Genomic DNA, 16,385 nt, shown 5'->3' on the forward strand with positions numbered 1-16,385 from the left:
GCGGCCTTTTTATTTGGAGAGGTTCTTCGCGAGCAGGCTCGCTCCCACATTTAGTCCGTGGCGTACACAAAATATGTGAACGACGCTGACCACTGTGGGAGCGAGCCTGCTCGCGAAGGCGGCATAACAGCCGCCAATACACTACTTGCCGAGCGGAATCTTCGGCGCCCAGGTCAGCCATTCCTCTTCGAACTTGTCGAACAGCGGGAATGTCTGCTCCGGTCGCGCGGGGGTGCCCATGCGATCACCATCCGGCGTAGCAAAGGCGACACCGCCCTGGATCATCGTCTCAAGCGATTCAGTACGCACTGTCGCCCCTCTGAACAGACCCACATCAAAGTCAAAACCGCTGGTGTTCCAGAACCGCGTGCCGCTGCGGACCAATGGCGCGTACTTGGGCTCGATCAGGATGCGGATCAACACACGATCGGCCGTCTGGCCCAACTCATAACCCGTCACCTTGCCCACGGTGATTTCTCGATAAGTCACCGGAACCCCAGCCTTCAGCGAACCACGACGAGGAGCGCTCAACGTCAGGCTCAAACCAGCTTCCTGCTTGGCAGTTTCCGGGGGATTGGCCAGCGCCACGAAATTCTTCTGCGGGCCCAGGTTCTTCGCTGCCGGTTGCACCTCGATGTATTGCCCGGTAACCAATGTTTCCAGGTTCGACGTCTTGATCAGCCCCAACTCGGGCTTGACCACCCAGAACTGACTGCCGACACGAGCGATGCGCTCCGGGACTTCATCGATCCGCGCAGTCAGCAGCACCGACTGCAGATCGTCACTCAGGTCAACGTCTTCGATCTTGCCGACATCCAGCCCCTTGAAGCGGATGGGCGTGCCAGTGCGCAGGCCATCGGCACGGTCAACCTTGATGGTGATCACCGCGCCTTTCTGGTTGGCTAGCTCATGGCTGGCGAACAGGCGGAAACGCGGGATGCGCTTCTGCAAGGGTGCCTTGGCCTCCGGTGTTTCGAAGGCGATGCCGCCAGCCATCAGGCTTTGCAACGATTCACTCTTGACCTGGATCCCGCCAGTCAGGCCACCGGTCAAGGTGATGCCACTGGCGTTCCAGAACCGCGTGGAAGCGTTGACCAGGTCTTCGTATTCCTTCTCGATATGGACCCCGATCACCAGCTGTTTCTTTTTGCGCGAAAACTGATAGCTCTGTACCGAACCCACCTTGACCTGCTTGTAGAGTACCGGGCTGCCCACTTCCAGCGAACCGAGGTTATCGGTGAACAACACCAGGTGCAGGCCCGGTGCACGCAAATCCAGCGGCGGCGCCTTGGGCCGTGCGACAAACTCACGTTGCGGCGCGGCGCCTTTGTCCCCAGGACGCACGGCGATGTAGTTACCCTTGACCAATGCTTCCAGGCCGGTAATGCCCGCCAGGGAAATCGACGGCTTGACCACCCAGAACTGGGTGCCATCGACCAGGTAATCCTCGGCCAGCGGGTCCAGGGTCAACTCGGCGCTGGCGCCGGACAAATCGGGATCGACCTTGAGGGCCTTGAGGGTGCCGACCTGAATACCTTTATACATCACCGGCGTACGGCCCGCCTGCAAGCCTTCGAAGTCGCTTAGCTTGACCTTGACCTTGATCCCGGCGGCAGCCGCATCGAAGTCCTCATAAAGGCGGAACGGCAGGCTCGGATCGGTAGGCGGGCTGTCCTTGCGATTTTCAGGAGTGGCAAACGCAATACCACCAGCAACAATACTGGCTAGGGATTCACTGCGAACTTTTACACCGGACAGGTTGGCATCGATGCTGATGCCGCTGGCGTTCCAGAAACGCGTGTGTTTGCGCACGAGCTTGGCGTACGTCGGCTCGATGAAGACCTTGAGCTCGACAGTACTCTGGTCCTCGGAGAGCACGTAGCTCTTGATCTGCCCGACCTTGATCTGCTTGTAGAACACCGGGCTGCCACGGTTCAGCGAGCCCAGGCGATCAGCCTTGATCGTGAGGTGCAGGCCGGGTTGGGCGTCCGACAGCGGTGGCTCCTGTGCCAGGGCCTTGAACTTGCGGGCAGGCTCGCCCTCACCCGGGCTGATTGCGACATAGTTACCCGAGACCAGCGTCTCCAGCCCGGTAATACCGGCCAGCGTCACACTCGGTTTGACCAGCCAGAAGCGCGTGCTGGTGCGCAGGTATTGCTCCACGTCCTTGTTCATCTCAACGGTCGCGATCACCCCTTTGGAACTGCCTTCATCATCAAGCTTGAGGGTTTTCACCTTGCCGACCGGCATGCCTTTGTAGACGACTTCGGTCTTGTTGGCCTGGATGCCTTCACCGCTTTCGAAACGAACCTGAATCTCGATGCCGGTTTCGGTGTAGGCACGCCAGCCGAGCCAGCCACCAATGATCAGGGCAATCAGGGGCAATACCCAGATAGCCGACCAGTTCGAAGCCGGTCGGATTTTAGCTGTAGGCAGATCAGTCATGGTCGTCGTCCGACTCCGTGTTATCCCAAATCAGTCGGGGATCGAAAGTTACTGCGGCAAGCATCGTCAGAATCACCACGCTGGCGAACGCAATGGCGCCCAGATCAGCTTCAATGGTGGCCAGCCGGCCAAAATTCACGAGCGCCACCAGGATGGCGATTACAAAGATATCGAGCATCGACCAGCGGCCGATGAACTCGATAAAGCGGTACATCCATATGCGCTGGCGGGCCGAGAGTGGCTGGTGGCGCTGTACGGAAAACAGCAGCAAGGCGATCCCCACCAGTTTGAACGTGGGCACCACAATGCTGGCGATAAATACCACTGCGGCAATGGGAATCATGCCGTGCTGAACCAGTTGGATCACTCCGGACATGATGGTGCTGGGATCACCCTTGCCCAGGGAGCTCACGGTCATGATCGGCAGCACATTGGCCGGTATGTAAAGAATGGCGGCGGTGATCAGCAACGCCCAGGTCCGCGCCACACTGTTGGGACGGCGGGCATGCACCAGTGCGCCGCACCGAGTGCAGACCTGATCGTCGACATCAGCTTCCTGCTTGTTCAATTCATGGCATTCGGCGCAAATCAGAATGCCTGCATCAATCGCCCGCATGGGCATCCTCTCCTGATAAAGCCTGCCAGATCTGGTGAGGAGACATCACTACCTCCAGCCAGACCTGGACCAACAACAATCCAATGAAGCACGCCAAGCCAAGACCAATGGTCATTGCTGCCATATCTGCCAGCTTGACGATCGCGACCAGTACGCCCATGAGGTAAACCTCAAGCATCCCCCAGTCCCGTAAATGGTGGTAAATACGGTAAAGCAGCAAGCCGTAGCTACGTCCGACGTTAAATCGGATACTCAGCAACACGACCAGTTGGCAGAGCAGCTTGAGCAGCGGAATCGCCATGCTGCACAGGAACACAATGACTGAAACGCTTTGCATGCCTGTATCGAAAAGCCCGACAACCCCGCTCCAGACAGTGTCTTGCGACGATTGCCCAAGCAGGTTGAGTTGCATGATGGGTAAAAAGTTCGCCGGGATGTACAACAGCAATGCCGCGATAACCAGGGCGAGACTGCGCTGTACGACGTTGTATCGATGAGCATAGAGCTCGTAACCACATCGCGGACACAGGGCTTTCTCACCATGATCGAGCTTGGGCTTGCGCATCAGCAAGTCGCACTCGTGGCACGCCACCAAATCGTTCAGCGGTAATTCTGACAGCCTTGAGGCGTCAACCGGATCTGGCATATAACGCTCTGACTCCGAAAAGGTTGGGCCTATTCTAGTGCCCTGAATCGAAAATAACTGTGCCAATTTGTGCACGAATCAGTGTGATTTTCTTTCGGCAAAAGACAAAACCCCTACCTGCATACGCAGATAGGGGTTTCGGATTTTAATCTTGACGATGACCTACTCTCACATGGGGAAACCCCACACTACCATCGGCGATGCATCGTTTCACTTCTGAGTTCGGGATGGGATCAGGTGGTTCCAACGCTCTATGGTCGTCAAGAAATTCGGGTACTGAGTCGTGACCAAATGGCCTCGCATCAGCAAATTGGGTATGTGATAGCTTCGGTGTTTTGTGAACTTCGAACTTTCGGTTCGTTTCGTCTTCACACACCGCAATCTGGTCTCTTTCGTCTTTTCAACTAGGAGCATCAAATTGCTTGGGTGTTATATGGTCAAGCCTCACGGGCAATTAGTATTGGTTAGCTCAACGCCTCACAGCGCTTACACACCCAACCTATCAACGTCGTAGTCTTCGACGGCCCTTCAGGGGACTCAAGGTCCCAGTGAGATCTCATCTTGAGGCTAGTTTCCCGCTTAGATGCTTTCAGCGGTTATCTATTCCGAACATAGCTACCCGGCAATGCCACTGGCGTGACAACCGGAACACCAGAGGTTCGTCCACTCCGGTCCTCTCGTACTAGGAGCAGCCCCTCTCAAATCTCAAACGTCCACGGCAGATAGGGACCGAACTGTCTCACGACGTTCTAAACCCAGCTCGCGTACCACTTTAAATGGCGAACAGCCATACCCTTGGGACCGGCTTCAGCCCCAGGATGTGATGAGCCGACATCGAGGTGCCAAACACCGCCGTCGATATGAACTCTTGGGCGGTATCAGCCTGTTATCCCCGGAGTACCTTTTATCCGTTGAGCGATGGCCCTTCCATACAGAACCACCGGATCACTAAGACCTACTTTCGTACCTGCTCGACGTGTCTGTCTCGCAGTCAAGCGCGCTTTTGCCTTTATACTCTACGACCGATTTCCGACCGGTCTGAGCGCACCTTCGTACTCCTCCGTTACTCTTTAGGAGGAGACCGCCCCAGTCAAACTACCCACCATACACTGTCCTCGATCCGGATAACGGACCTGAGTTAGAACCTCAAAGTTGCCAGGGTGGTATTTCAAGGATGGCTCCACGCGAACTGGCGTCCACGCTTCAAAGCCTCCCACCTATCCTACACAAGCAAATTCAAAGTCCAGTGCAAAGCTATAGTAAAGGTTCACGGGGTCTTTCCGTCTAGCCGCGGATACACTGCATCTTCACAGCGATTTCAATTTCACTGAGTCTCGGGTGGAGACAGCGCCGCCATCGTTACGCCATTCGTGCAGGTCGGAACTTACCCGACAAGGAATTTCGCTACCTTAGGACCGTTATAGTTACGGCCGCCGTTTACCGGGGCTTCGATCAAGAGCTTCGCGTTAGCTAACCCCATCAATTAACCTTCCGGCACCGGGCAGGCGTCACACCCTATACGTCCACTTTCGTGTTTGCAGAGTGCTGTGTTTTTAATAAACAGTCGCAGCGGCCTGGTATCTTCGACCGGCGTGGGCTTACGGAGCAAGTCCTTCACCCTCACCGGCGCACCTTCTCCCGAAGTTACGGTGCCATTTTGCCTAGTTCCTTCACCCGAGTTCTCTCAAGCGCCTTGGTATTCTCTACCCAACCACCTGTGTCGGTTTGGGGTACGGTTCCTGGTTATCTGAAGCTTAGAAGCTTTTCTTGGAAGCATGGCATCAACCACTTCGTCACCTGAAAGGTAACTCGTCATCAGCTCTCGGCCTTGGAATCCCGGATTTACCTAAGATTCCAGCCTACCACCTTAAACTTGGACAACCAACGCCAAGCTGGCCTAGCCTTCTCCGTCCCTCCATCGCAATAACCAGAAGTACAGGAATATTAACCTGTTTTCCATCGACTACGCTTTTCAGCCTCGCCTTAGGGACCGACTAACCCTGCGTCGATTAACGTTGCGCAGGAAACCTTGGTCTTTCGGCGTGGGTGTTTTTCACACCCATTGTCGTTACTCATGTCAGCATTCGCACTTCTGATACCTCCAGCAAGCTTCTCAACTCACCTTCACAGGCTTACAGAACGCTCCTCTACCGCATCACCCGAAGGTGATACCCGTAGCTTCGGTGTATGGTTTGAGCCCCGTTACATCTTCCGCGCAGGCCGACTCGACTAGTGAGCTATTACGCTTTCTTTAAAGGGTGGCTGCTTCTAAGCCAACCTCCTAGCTGTCTAAGCCTTCCCACATCGTTTCCCACTTAACCATAACTTTGGGACCTTAGCTGACGGTCTGGGTTGTTTCCCTTTTCACGACGGACGTTAGCACCCGCCGTGTGTCTCCCATGCTCGGCACTTGTAGGTATTCGGAGTTTGCATCGGTTTGGTAAGTCGGGATGACCCCCTAGCCGAAACAGTGCTCTACCCCCTACAGTGATACATGAGGCGCTACCTAAATAGCTTTCGAGGAGAACCAGCTATCTCCGAGCTTGATTAGCCTTTCACTCCGATCCACAGGTCATCCGCTAACTTTTCAACGGTAGTCGGTTCGGTCCTCCAGTCAGTGTTACCTAACCTTCAACCTGCCCATGGATAGATCGCCCGGTTTCGGGTCTATTCCCAGCGACTAGACGCCCTATTAAGACTCGCTTTCGCTACGCCTCCCCTATTCGGTTAAGCTCGCCACTGAAAATAAGTCGCTGACCCATTATACAAAAGGTACGCAGTCACCCAACAAAGTGGGCTCCCACTGCTTGTACGCATACGGTTTCAGGATCTATTTCACTCCCCTCTCCGGGGTTCTTTTCGCCTTTCCCTCACGGTACTAGTTCACTATCGGTCAGTCAGTAGTATTTAGCCTTGGAGGATGGTCCCCCCATATTCAGACAAAGTTTCTCGTGCTCCGTCCTACTCGATTTCATGACTAAGAGATTTTCGCGTACAGGGCTATCACCCACTATGGCCGCACTTTCCAGAGCGTTCCGCTAATCTCAAAGCCACTTAAGGGCTAGTCCCCGTTCGCTCGCCACTACTAAGGGAATCTCGGTTGATTTCTTTTCCTCAGGGTACTTAGATGTTTCAGTTCCCCTGGTTCGCCTCTTGCACCTATGTATTCAGTACAAGATAACCATCTTATGATGGCTGGGTTCCCCCATTCAGACATCTCCGGATCAAAGTCTGTTTGCCGACTCCCCGAAGCTTTTCGCAGGCTACCACGTCTTTCATCGCCTCTGACTGCCAAGGCATCCACCGTATGCGCTTCTTCACTTGACCATATAACCCCAAGCAATCTGGTTATACTGTGAAGACGACATTCGCCGAAAATTCGAATTTCTCAACTAAGAGAACTCACAAATTTTACCTTAGCCTGATCCGTTACCAGTGAAAGTAACGTTCAGTCTATCTTTCTATCACATACCCAAATTTTTAAAGAACGAACTAGTCAAAGACTAGAAATCAACATTCACCATCATCGATGGAATGCTCATTTCTAAGCTTTATACAATAAGAAGCAGTAGTGGTGGAGCCAAGCGGGATCGAACCGCTGACCTCCTGCGTGCAAGGCAGGCGCTCTCCCAGCTGAGCTATGGCCCCGTATTCCTACAGGTTTCCCACACAAAATTGGTGGGTCTGGGCAGATTCGAACTGCCGACCTCACCCTTATCAGGGGTGCGCTCTAACCAACTGAGCTACAGACCCAATTTCGGGCTGCTTCTTTTCGTCTTCTTCAATGAATCAAGCAATTCGTGTGGGAGCTCATGGAGCAGCTGAGTCGTCGATTAAGGAGGTGATCCAGCCGCAGGTTCCCCTACGGCTACCTTGTTACGACTTCACCCCAGTCATGAATCACACCGTGGTAACCGTCCTCCCGAAGGTTAGACTAGCTACTTCTGGTGCAACCCACTCCCATGGTGTGACGGGCGGTGTGTACAAGGCCCGGGAACGTATTCACCGCGACATTCTGATTCGCGATTACTAGCGATTCCGACTTCACGCAGTCGAGTTGCAGACTGCGATCCGGACTACGATCGGTTTTATGGGATTAGCTCCACCTCGCGGCTTGGCAACCCTCTGTACCGACCATTGTAGCACGTGTGTAGCCCAGGCCGTAAGGGCCATGATGACTTGACGTCATCCCCACCTTCCTCCGGTTTGTCACCGGCAGTCTCCTTAGAGTGCCCACCATTACGTGCTGGTAACTAAGGACAAGGGTTGCGCTCGTTACGGGACTTAACCCAACATCTCACGACACGAGCTGACGACAGCCATGCAGCACCTGTCTCAATGTTCCCGAAGGCACCAATCCATCTCTGGAAAGTTCATTGGATGTCAAGGCCTGGTAAGGTTCTTCGCGTTGCTTCGAATTAAACCACATGCTCCACCGCTTGTGCGGGCCCCCGTCAATTCATTTGAGTTTTAACCTTGCGGCCGTACTCCCCAGGCGGTCAACTTAATGCGTTAGCTGCGCCACTAAGAGCTCAAGGCTCCCAACGGCTAGTTGACATCGTTTACGGCGTGGACTACCAGGGTATCTAATCCTGTTTGCTCCCCACGCTTTCGCACCTCAGTGTCAGTATCAGTCCAGGTGGTCGCCTTCGCCACTGGTGTTCCTTCCTATATCTACGCATTTCACCGCTACACAGGAAATTCCACCACCCTCTACCATACTCTAGCTTGTCAGTTTTGAATGCAGTTCCCAGGTTGAGCCCGGGGATTTCACATCCAACTTAACAAACCACCTACGCGCGCTTTACGCCCAGTAATTCCGATTAACGCTTGCACCCTCTGTATTACCGCGGCTGCTGGCACAGAGTTAGCCGGTGCTTATTCTGTCGGTAACGTCAAAACAGCAAAGTATTAATTTACTGCCCTTCCTCCCAACTTAAAGTGCTTTACAATCCGAAGACCTTCTTCACACACGCGGCATGGCTGGATCAGGCTTTCGCCCATTGTCCAATATTCCCCACTGCTGCCTCCCGTAGGAGTCTGGACCGTGTCTCAGTTCCAGTGTGACTGATCATCCTCTCAGACCAGTTACGGATCGTCGCCTTGGTGAGCCATTACCTCACCAACTAGCTAATCCGACCTAGGCTCATCTGATAGCGCAAGGCCCGAAGGTCCCCTGCTTTCTCCCGTAGGACGTATGCGGTATTAGCGTCCCTTTCGAGACGTTGTCCCCCACTACCAGGCAGATTCCTAGGCATTACTCACCCGTCCGCCGCTGAATCAGAGAGCAAGCTCTCTTCATCCGCTCGACTTGCATGTGTTAGGCCTGCCGCCAGCGTTCAATCTGAGCCATGATCAAACTCTTCAGTTCAAACATCTTTGGGTTTTGAGAAAACCCTAAACTTGGCTCAGCAATCGTTGGTTACATCTTTGATTTCTCGCGGAGTAACTTGTGATGCTGATAATCTGTTGACTAGCAGTCTGACTCCACAAGCACCCACACGAATTGCTTGATTCAGTTGTTAAAGAGCGGTTGGTTAAGATCTTTCGTCTCAACCGAGGCGCGCATTCTACAGCAGCCTCATTTGCTGTCAAGTGGTATTTTTCAGAAGTTTTCAAGGAATCCTTAACAACTTCAACCACTTGCGCTTCAGATCTCTCATCAGCGGGAGGCGAATTCTACAGCGTTACACGCTGCTGTCAACACCTCTTTTTCAACTTCCTTGGCGCTTCGACGAACTGAAGCAACCTGCTGCCGAAAACTGCGTAACTCATTGTTTACCAAGGAGTTTTCCGTTTCGACTGCGCCGGAAGTGGGGCGAATTATAGGCTTCCAGAATCTGCCGTCAACCACTAATTACGCCTTTTTGGCAGAAGTACCCTTTTTAGCGATCAGGCGCGGGATTCGACGAGCCAGCGGCGGTAGCCTGAGCACTAACAGCAATGCGCCTATAGATGCATAGATCGACCACTCCTTAACATCGGCGCGCACGATCCAGAGCATATGCAGCAATCCGAGCACGAGAACCAGATAAGCCAAGCGATGCAGCTTCTTCCAAAGAACTCCCATACGTCGTTGGCTGTATCGATTGGACGTGCAAGCCAACGACAGCAAACACAAAAAACCCAATGCCCCGACAATGATGTACGGTCGCTTGCGCAATTCGACACCTAGCTGCGACCAGTCAAATCCAAGGATGAACGCCAGGTAGGCGCTCAAGTGCAGAACCACGTAAGCGAAACACCACAATCCCAATTGCCGCCGGACCGCTATCCACACCGCCCAACCCGTGAGCTTTTGCAGCGGCGTCATACTGAGCGTGATGAGCAACAGCACAAGCGCCCCTAACCCCAACCGATCAACCAGCACCTTGCCGGGATCAGGCCCCAGCGCATCCTGCCAGGCCTGGTACAACCAAAGCAGCGGCCACACCATTGCACAAATGAAAACCGCTGTACGCCAGAGCGGATATCGCATCAATAATTCTTCCGCAAATCGAGCCCTGCATATAAAGAAGCGACTTCATCCGCATAACCGTTGAATATCAGCGTGTCACGCACATTGGGCTTGAACAGGCCGCTCGGCAGTCGGCGCTCGCGAGCCTGGGTCCAGCGCGGGTGGTCAACCGTAGGATTCACGTTCGCGTAGAAACCGTATTCATCCGCGGCAATACTCTGCCAAGTGGTTTTAGGCTGTTCGCTCACCAGGCTTATCCGCACGATGGACTTGATGCTTTTAAACCCGTACTTCCATGGCACGACCAAACGCAAAGGCGCCCCGTTCTGGTTCGGCAACTCACGCCCGTACATCCCCACCGCCAGTATTGCCAGCGGGTTCATGGCTTCATCCAATCGCAGCCCTTCTACATAAGGCCAGTCGATCAAGGCGAACCCGGACCGCTGTCCAGGCATGCTCTTTGGATCCTGCAGGGTTTCGAAGCGTATGAATTTGGCGCTTGACGTGGGCTCTACCTGGCCAAGCAGCGCCGAAATGGGGAAGCCGATCCATGGAATCACCATCGACCACGCCTCAACGCAGCGCAAACGGTAAATGCGCTCTTCCAACTGATAAGGCTTCATGAAGTCTTCCAGAGCATACCGCCCAGGCTGACCCACCTCCCCGTCCACGACCACGCTCCAGGGTTCGGTTTTCAGCGCACCGGCGTTGGCAGCCGGGTCACCCTTGTCAGTGCCGAACTCATAGAAGTTGTTGTAATGCGTCGCGTCCTTGAACGGTGTGATCGCCTCATCCTTCACGCTGACGGCACCCCATCGAATCGAGGGAAGCTTTTCGCCAAACCAGGAGGGTGCCTTGCCAGGCTCGACACCCGGGTATCGCGCCGCTTCATCGGCCACCGCCCACCGCGGCAGACTGCTCACCGCCAATCCGGTTACGGCAGCACCCAATACATTGCGTCGAGAAAGATAGAGAGATTCAGGCGTGACGTCCGACTCATGGCAGTCGGACGCTTTTGGGACTTTGATCAGCATGGCTACTCCGCAGCATTGGAGAACAGGCGCACCAACAGACTGCGGAGTATGAGGGAAATTACATCACTCGGCGCTTTTACGCCGACGAAGATGTAACAGGTATTGCACTGGACCAGATGCGGCGTAGGCGAGGAACACCAGGAGCAGGATGCGCGGCGGATCACTGAATACGACGGCAAACACCAACACCACAGCAAGGATCGCCACAAACGGAACGCGCCCTTTCAGGTCCAGCTCCTTGAAGCTGTTGTACTTGATGTTGCTGACCATCAGCATGCCAGCCGCCGCCACCATCAGCGCAACCAGGAAGGACATCTTGGAACCCTGGATGCCGTAATCACTGAACGCCCAGACAATACCGGCTACGACTCCCGCCGCAGCCGGGCTGGCGAGACCGATGAAATAACGCTTGTCGGCAGTACCGACCTGGGTGTTGAACCGTGCCAGGCGCAACGCCGCACCCGCGACATAGATGAAGGCGACCATCCAGCCGACCTTGCCCATGTCACCAAGCGCCCAGCCGAAGGCGAGCAACGCCGGCGCCACGCCAAAGGCGACCATGTCCGACAGCGAGTCGTACTCGGCGCCAAAGGCGCTCTGGGTATTGGTCATGCGGGCAACGCGGCCGTCAAGGCCGTCGAGCACCATCGCCACGAAAATCGCGATGGCGGCGAACGCAAAATACTTGCTCGCACCAATCGAATCGCCGGCACTCAAGGCACTCTGGGCGCTCATCGAGTTGATGATGGAATAGAACCCTGCGAAGAGATTCGCAGTGGTGAACAGATTCGGCAGAAGATAGATACCACGATGCCGGACTTTACGGCCGTCAGCGTCATGCCCTTCTTCGATGTGCTCATCGATGGGCAGAAGGCTTTCGGCGTCAGAAGCCTGCTTTGGCTCTTCGGGACGTTCGCTCATGGACATTACCTTGCAACGGGGTGGAAAGTTTCGACAGGTGTCTGGGACGACGGTTCGACCGCAAACGATGCAGCTTTATACCAGAACCGATCACCCAAACGAAAAAACGCGGCCTAAGCCGCGTTTTTCGTACAAGTAATCGACTTAGTTCTTGGCTTTGTCGACGATCTTGTTGGCACCGATCCAAGGCATCATGGAGCGCAGTTGCTCGCCAATGACTTCGATACCGTGCGCGGCGTTATTACGACGCTTGGCGGTCATCGAAGGATAGCCGGTAGCGCCTTCGCTGATGAACATCTTCGCGTATTCGCCGTCCTGAATGCGTTTCAGGGCGTTGCGCATGGCCTGACGGGATTCGGCGTTGATCACTTCCGGGCCAGTCACGTACTCGCCGTACTCGGCGTTGTTGGAGATCGAGTAGTTCATGTTGGCGATACCGCCTTCGTACATGAGGTCCACGATCAGCTTCAGTTCGTGCAGGCATTCGAAGTAGGCCATTTCCGGCGCGTAGCCAGCTTCAACCAGGGTTTCGAAACCAGCTTTTACCAGTTCAACGGTACCGCCGCACAGAACGGCTTGTTCGCCGAACAGGTCGGTTTCAGTCTCGTCCTTGAAGGTGGTTTCGATGATGCCGGTACGACCGCCACCCACGCCAGCAGCGTAGGACAGTGCTACGTTTTTAGCGTTGCCGGATGCGTCCTGGTAGATCGCGATCAGGTCAGGGATACCGCCGCCTTTGACGAACTCGGAACGTACGGTATGACCTGGTGCCTTCGGCGCGATCATGATCACGTCGAGGTCAGCGCGCGGCACAACCTGGTTGTAGTGGATCGCGAAACCGTGGGAGAAGGCCAGGGTGGCGCCTTTCTTGATGTTCGGCTCGATTTCGTTCTTGTACAGGGAAGACTGGAACTCGTCCGGGGTCAGGATCATGACCAGGTCGGCAGCAGCAACAGCGGAAGCAACGTCAGTCACTTTCAGGCCGTGGGCTTCAGCCTTGGCAACAGTGGCCGAGCCTTTGCGCAGGCCAACAGTCACGTCAACGCCGGAATCTTTCAGGTTGCACGCTTGAGCGTGGCCTTGGGAGCCGTAACCGATGATGGCAACTTTCTTGCCCTGGATGATCGACAGGTCGCAGTCTTTATCGTAGAAAACTTTCATGAATTTCCCCTATATCAGGCCGTTCAGGCCATTCGCTAATTTGGTTTAGATGCTGAGTACTTTGTCGCCGCGGGCAATACCGGTGACGCCACTGCGGACGGTCTCCAGGATCGAGGCGGTGCCAATGGACTGGATGAAGCTGTCGAGCTTGTCGCTGGTACCGGTCAATTGAACGGTATATACGCTGGCACTGACATCGACGATCTGTCCACGGTAAATATCGGTGGTGCGCTTGATCTCGGCGCGCTGGGCGCCGGTGGCCTTGACCTTGACCAGCATCAGTTCGCGCTCGATGTGAGCACTTTCCGACAGGTCGACCAATTTGACCACTTCGATCAGCTTGTTCAGGTTCTTGGTGATCTGCTCGATGACTTCATCGTGCCCGACAGTGGTCAGCGTCAGACGCGACAGGGTCGGGTCTTCGGTGGGGGCCACGGTCAGGCTTTCGATGTTGTAGTTGCGCTGCGAGAACAGGCCGACAACACGAGACAAAGCGCCAGGTTCGTTTTCCAGAAGCAAGGAAATAATGTGCCGCATGATTAAGTACGCTCCGTCTTGCTCAGCCACATATCGCGCATGGAGCCGTCTTTGATCTGCATCGGATAGACGTGCTCGCTGGTGTCGACCGAAATATCGATTACCACCAGGCGATCTTTCATGGCGAACGCCTCTTCCATCTTCGACTTCAAATCTTTCGAATCAGTGATGCGCACGCCAACGTGGCCATAGGCCTCCGCCAGCTTGACGAAATCAGGCAGCGATTCCATGTAGGAATGAGAGTGACGGCTGCCGTAGCTCATGTCCTGCCATTGGCGAACCATGCCCAGTACACCGTTGTTCAGGATGACGATCTTGACCGGCAAACCGTATTGCAGGCAGGTCGACAATTCCTGAATGTTCATCTGGATGCTGCCCTCGCCCGTTACGCAGGCGACGTCATCATCCGGAAAGCTCAACTTGATACCCATGGCCGCAGGGAAACCGAAGCCCATCGTGCCCAGGCCACCGGAGTTGATCCAGCGGTTCGGCTTGTTGAACTTGTAGTACTGCGCCGCGAACATCTGGTGCTGACCCACGTCGGAGGCTACAAAGGCATCGCCCTTGGTCACTTCGCACAGGGTTTCAATCACCGCCTGCGGCTTGATGACACTGCCGTCGCCCTTGTCATAAGGGAACAGGCCGCGGTCACCGCGCCACTCGTCGATCTGCTTCCACCAGCTGGCCACGGACTCCTTGTTCGGGGTCTCGCCGATTTCCTTGAGGATCGCGACCATTTCGGTCAGGACGCTCTCGACCGGACCCACGATAGGCACATCGGCCTTGATGGTCTTGGAGATCGATGCCGGGTCGATGTCGATGTGAATGATCTTGGCGTTCGGGCAGAACTTCGATGCACCGTTGATGACGCGGTCGTCGAAGCGTGCGCCGACGGCCAGGATCACGTCAGCATGGTGCATCGCCAGGTTGGCGGTGTAACTGCCGTGCATACCCAGCATGCCGATGAACTGACGGTCGGTACCAGGGTAACCGCCCAGGCCCATCAGGGTGTTGGTCACTGGCAGGTTGAGCATCTTCGCCAACTCGGTGAGCGGCGCGGAACCACCACCCAGGATGACGCCACCGCCCGAATACAGCACAGGCCGCTTGGCCGCCAGGAGCATTTCTGCCGCCTTGCGGATTTGCCCCGAGTGGCCGCGAACGGCCGGGCTGTAGGAGCGCAGCTTGGCTTTTTTCGGGAAGACGTATTCGAACTTCTCGGCCGGGTTGGTCATGTCTTTCGGAATGTCGACAACGACCGGACCAGGACGACCGGATTGCGCCAGGTAGAACGCCTTCTTCATGACTTCCGGGATTTCCGACGCATGCTTGATCATGAAGCTGTGTTTCACGATCGGCCGGGAGATACCGATCATGTCGGTTTCCTGGAAGGCGTCGGTACCGACCATGGTGCTAGGCACCTGGCCAGAAATCACCACCATCGGAATGGAGTCCATGTAGGCCGTGGCGATACCGGTGATGGCGTTGGTCGCGCCCGGGCCGGAGGTCACCAGTACCACGCCGGCTTTACCGGTGGCACGGGCGTAGCCGTCAGCCATATGGGTCGCGGCCTGCTCGTGACGAACCAGGATGTGAGTCACTTCCGGTTCTTTGAACAAGGCATCATAGACATGAAGAAGAGCACCACCCGGGTACCCGTAGATATATTTGACGCCTTCGTCGCGCAAAAAGCGGACGAGCATCTCACCGCCAGATAAAAGCTCCACGTTGTTCACCTCTAAAACGCCAGAATACCGTCCACGAAAAGGGGGACGGGTCTTAATAGGTTTACTTCCCAGCAGAGCATGAGCGACGGTGGTCGCCGACTACGTCAGCACTGACTGAGCAAGTATTGGGATCGTCCCAAGTGTTGCGGGCCTTTCCCACCCAGCGCGAGGTAACGCGTTGCGGGTGTAACAGGTCGGCGCGGATGTGCGCCTCATGATCTGCCGAGTGGGTCTGCTTCTGGCAGTCCCTCTACAGCGGACTTTGGATTCTTCTGTTTCATCCCTTGCAAGTCAAGTCGTCTATGAGCTTTATTCTACTAACCACATGAGAACGCAAGAAAAAACCTGTAAACCCCCTGCGTGTTAGCTTCAATTGCGCAACTTTTGACAAGGAATTGGCATGCGTACGCACTTCCTCATCGCCGGCCTGATGCTCGCCCTTAGCCCGATGTGCATGGCCGCGCAGATTTACCAGTGGGTCGACGCCCAGGGCGTTACCCATTTCGATGCTCAACCGCCTCGGGATCAGCCTGCCACTACCATCGTCACGCCCGCCCCAAAGCCTGGCAGGTCGGGCACTGGCGCACAAAACGGGGCCATTGGCGACCAACAGGCGATCGACAAGTCGGTGAAGAAGCAGGTGAGCGAGCAACAGAACCAGCTGAAGGCTTTCTGCGAACAGGCGCGAACCAATCTGGCGCAATTGCAGAATAATCCGCGTTTAAGAGAGGAAGTGGATGGCCAGATGCGGCGTATTGATGGCTCCCAGCGTCAGGAGCGCATCGATGAAACGCAAAGGCAGATTGCGGATAACTGCATGTAGGAGCTGTCGAGTGCAACG

Annotated in this window: 10 protein-coding genes, 2 tRNA genes and 3 rRNA genes; 1 reads left to right on the forward strand and 14 read right to left on the reverse strand. The window is 55.3% G+C overall.

Going from position 1 to position 16,385, the window contains the following annotated elements:
* Positions 1 to 141: 141 nt before the first annotated feature.
* The 14 genes from HGP31_RS26550 to HGP31_RS26615 form a co-directional block, all read right to left on the reverse strand.
* The gene (locus HGP31_RS26550; protein WP_168758951.1) at positions 142 to 2,445 is read right to left on the reverse strand and encodes a PqiB family protein; all 2,304 of its coding nucleotides are present in this window, start codon (positions 2,443 to 2,445) and stop codon (positions 142 to 144) included.
* Positions 2,438 to 3,061, reverse strand: a complete 624-nt coding sequence (locus HGP31_RS26555; protein WP_020799717.1) for a paraquat-inducible protein A — start codon at positions 3,059 to 3,061, stop codon at positions 2,438 to 2,440. Before HGP31_RS26555 ends, HGP31_RS26550 begins: the two co-directional genes overlap by 8 nt.
* The gene (locus HGP31_RS26560; protein ID WP_020799716.1) at positions 3,048 to 3,707 is read right to left on the reverse strand and encodes a paraquat-inducible protein A; all 660 of its coding nucleotides are present in this window, start codon (positions 3,705 to 3,707) and stop codon (positions 3,048 to 3,050) included. The genes HGP31_RS26555 and HGP31_RS26560 overlap by 14 nt, the downstream gene beginning before the upstream one ends.
* A 149-nt stretch (positions 3,708 to 3,856) precedes the next feature.
* A 5S ribosomal RNA gene (gene rrf / locus HGP31_RS26565) occupies positions 3,857 to 3,972 on the reverse strand.
* Between the two features lie 168 nt (positions 3,973 to 4,140).
* Positions 4,141 to 7,034, reverse strand: a 23S ribosomal RNA gene (locus HGP31_RS26570).
* A gap of 245 nt (positions 7,035 to 7,279) precedes the next feature.
* Positions 7,280 to 7,355, reverse strand: a tRNA-Ala gene (locus HGP31_RS26575).
* Positions 7,356 to 7,383: 28 nt separating this feature from the next.
* A tRNA-Ile gene (locus tag HGP31_RS26580) sits at positions 7,384 to 7,460 on the reverse strand.
* An 81-nt stretch (positions 7,461 to 7,541) separates the two neighbouring features.
* A 16S ribosomal RNA gene (locus HGP31_RS26585) occupies positions 7,542 to 9,078 on the reverse strand.
* The 16S, 23S and 5S rRNA genes sit together here with 2 tRNA genes alongside, the layout of an rRNA operon.
* A 486-nt stretch (positions 9,079 to 9,564) precedes the next feature.
* Positions 9,565 to 10,185, reverse strand: a complete 621-nt coding sequence (gene msrQ / locus HGP31_RS26590; protein WP_042955491.1) for a protein-methionine-sulfoxide reductase heme-binding subunit MsrQ — start codon at positions 10,183 to 10,185, stop codon at positions 9,565 to 9,567.
* Positions 10,185 to 11,198: a protein-methionine-sulfoxide reductase catalytic subunit MsrP gene (msrP, locus tag HGP31_RS26595; protein ID WP_168758952.1), complete on the reverse strand. Its 1,014-nt coding sequence runs from the start codon at positions 11,196 to 11,198 to the stop codon at positions 10,185 to 10,187. Before msrP ends, msrQ begins: the two co-directional genes overlap by 1 nt.
* Before the next feature lie 63 nt (positions 11,199 to 11,261).
* Positions 11,262 to 12,119, reverse strand: a complete 858-nt coding sequence (gene pssA, locus HGP31_RS26600; RefSeq protein WP_020798577.1) for a CDP-diacylglycerol--serine O-phosphatidyltransferase — start codon at positions 12,117 to 12,119, stop codon at positions 11,262 to 11,264.
* 144 nt (positions 12,120 to 12,263) lie between these two features.
* Complete coding sequence (gene ilvC, locus HGP31_RS26605; protein WP_007909969.1) at positions 12,264 to 13,280, reverse strand: ketol-acid reductoisomerase; 1,017 nt, start codon at positions 13,278 to 13,280, stop codon at positions 12,264 to 12,266.
* A gap of 45 nt (positions 13,281 to 13,325) precedes the next feature.
* Positions 13,326 to 13,817: an acetolactate synthase small subunit gene (ilvN, locus tag HGP31_RS26610; protein WP_003176102.1), complete on the reverse strand. Its 492-nt coding sequence runs from the start codon at positions 13,815 to 13,817 to the stop codon at positions 13,326 to 13,328.
* Positions 13,818 to 13,819: 2 nt separating this feature from the next.
* Positions 13,820 to 15,544, reverse strand: a complete 1,725-nt coding sequence (locus tag HGP31_RS26615; RefSeq protein WP_020798578.1) for an acetolactate synthase 3 large subunit — start codon at positions 15,542 to 15,544, stop codon at positions 13,820 to 13,822.
* 400 nt (positions 15,545 to 15,944) lie between these two features.
* Between HGP31_RS26615 and HGP31_RS26620 the strand changes: the two genes are divergently transcribed.
* Complete coding sequence (locus tag HGP31_RS26620) at positions 15,945 to 16,367, forward strand: DUF4124 domain-containing protein (protein ID WP_168758953.1); 423 nt, start codon at positions 15,945 to 15,947, stop codon at positions 16,365 to 16,367.
* The last annotated feature ends 18 nt before the right edge of the window (positions 16,368 to 16,385 follow it).

Origin of the sequence: Pseudomonas umsongensis (assembly GCF_012647205.1) — a bacterium.
Classification (GTDB): Bacteria; Pseudomonadota; Gammaproteobacteria; order Pseudomonadales; family Pseudomonadaceae; genus Aquipseudomonas; species Aquipseudomonas umsongensis.

Excerpts from the sequence above, each read along its gene's own strand:
- HGP31_RS26550 (WP_168758951.1), bottom strand. The coding sequence starts at position 2,445 with ATGACTGATCTGCCTACAGCTAAAATCCGACCGGCTTCGAACTGGTCG.
- HGP31_RS26555 (WP_020799717.1), bottom strand. The coding sequence starts at position 3,061 with ATGCGGGCGATTGATGCAGGCATTCTGATTTGCGCCGAATGCCATGAA.
- HGP31_RS26560 (WP_020799716.1), bottom strand. The coding sequence starts at position 3,707 with ATGCCAGATCCGGTTGACGCCTCAAGGCTGTCAGAATTACCGCTGAAC.
- msrQ (WP_042955491.1), bottom strand. The coding sequence starts at position 10,185 with ATGCGATATCCGCTCTGGCGTACAGCGGTTTTCATTTGTGCAATGGTG.
- msrP (WP_168758952.1), bottom strand. The coding sequence starts at position 11,198 with ATGCTGATCAAAGTCCCAAAAGCGTCCGACTGCCATGAGTCGGACGTC.
- pssA (WP_020798577.1), bottom strand. The coding sequence starts at position 12,119 with ATGAGCGAACGTCCCGAAGAGCCAAAGCAGGCTTCTGACGCCGAAAGC.
- ilvC (WP_007909969.1), bottom strand. The coding sequence starts at position 13,280 with ATGAAAGTTTTCTACGATAAAGACTGCGACCTGTCGATCATCCAGGGC.
- ilvN (WP_003176102.1), bottom strand. The coding sequence starts at position 13,817 with ATGCGGCACATTATTTCCTTGCTTCTGGAAAACGAACCTGGCGCTTTG.
- HGP31_RS26620 (WP_168758953.1), top strand. The coding sequence starts at position 15,945 with ATGCGTACGCACTTCCTCATCGCCGGCCTGATGCTCGCCCTTAGCCCG.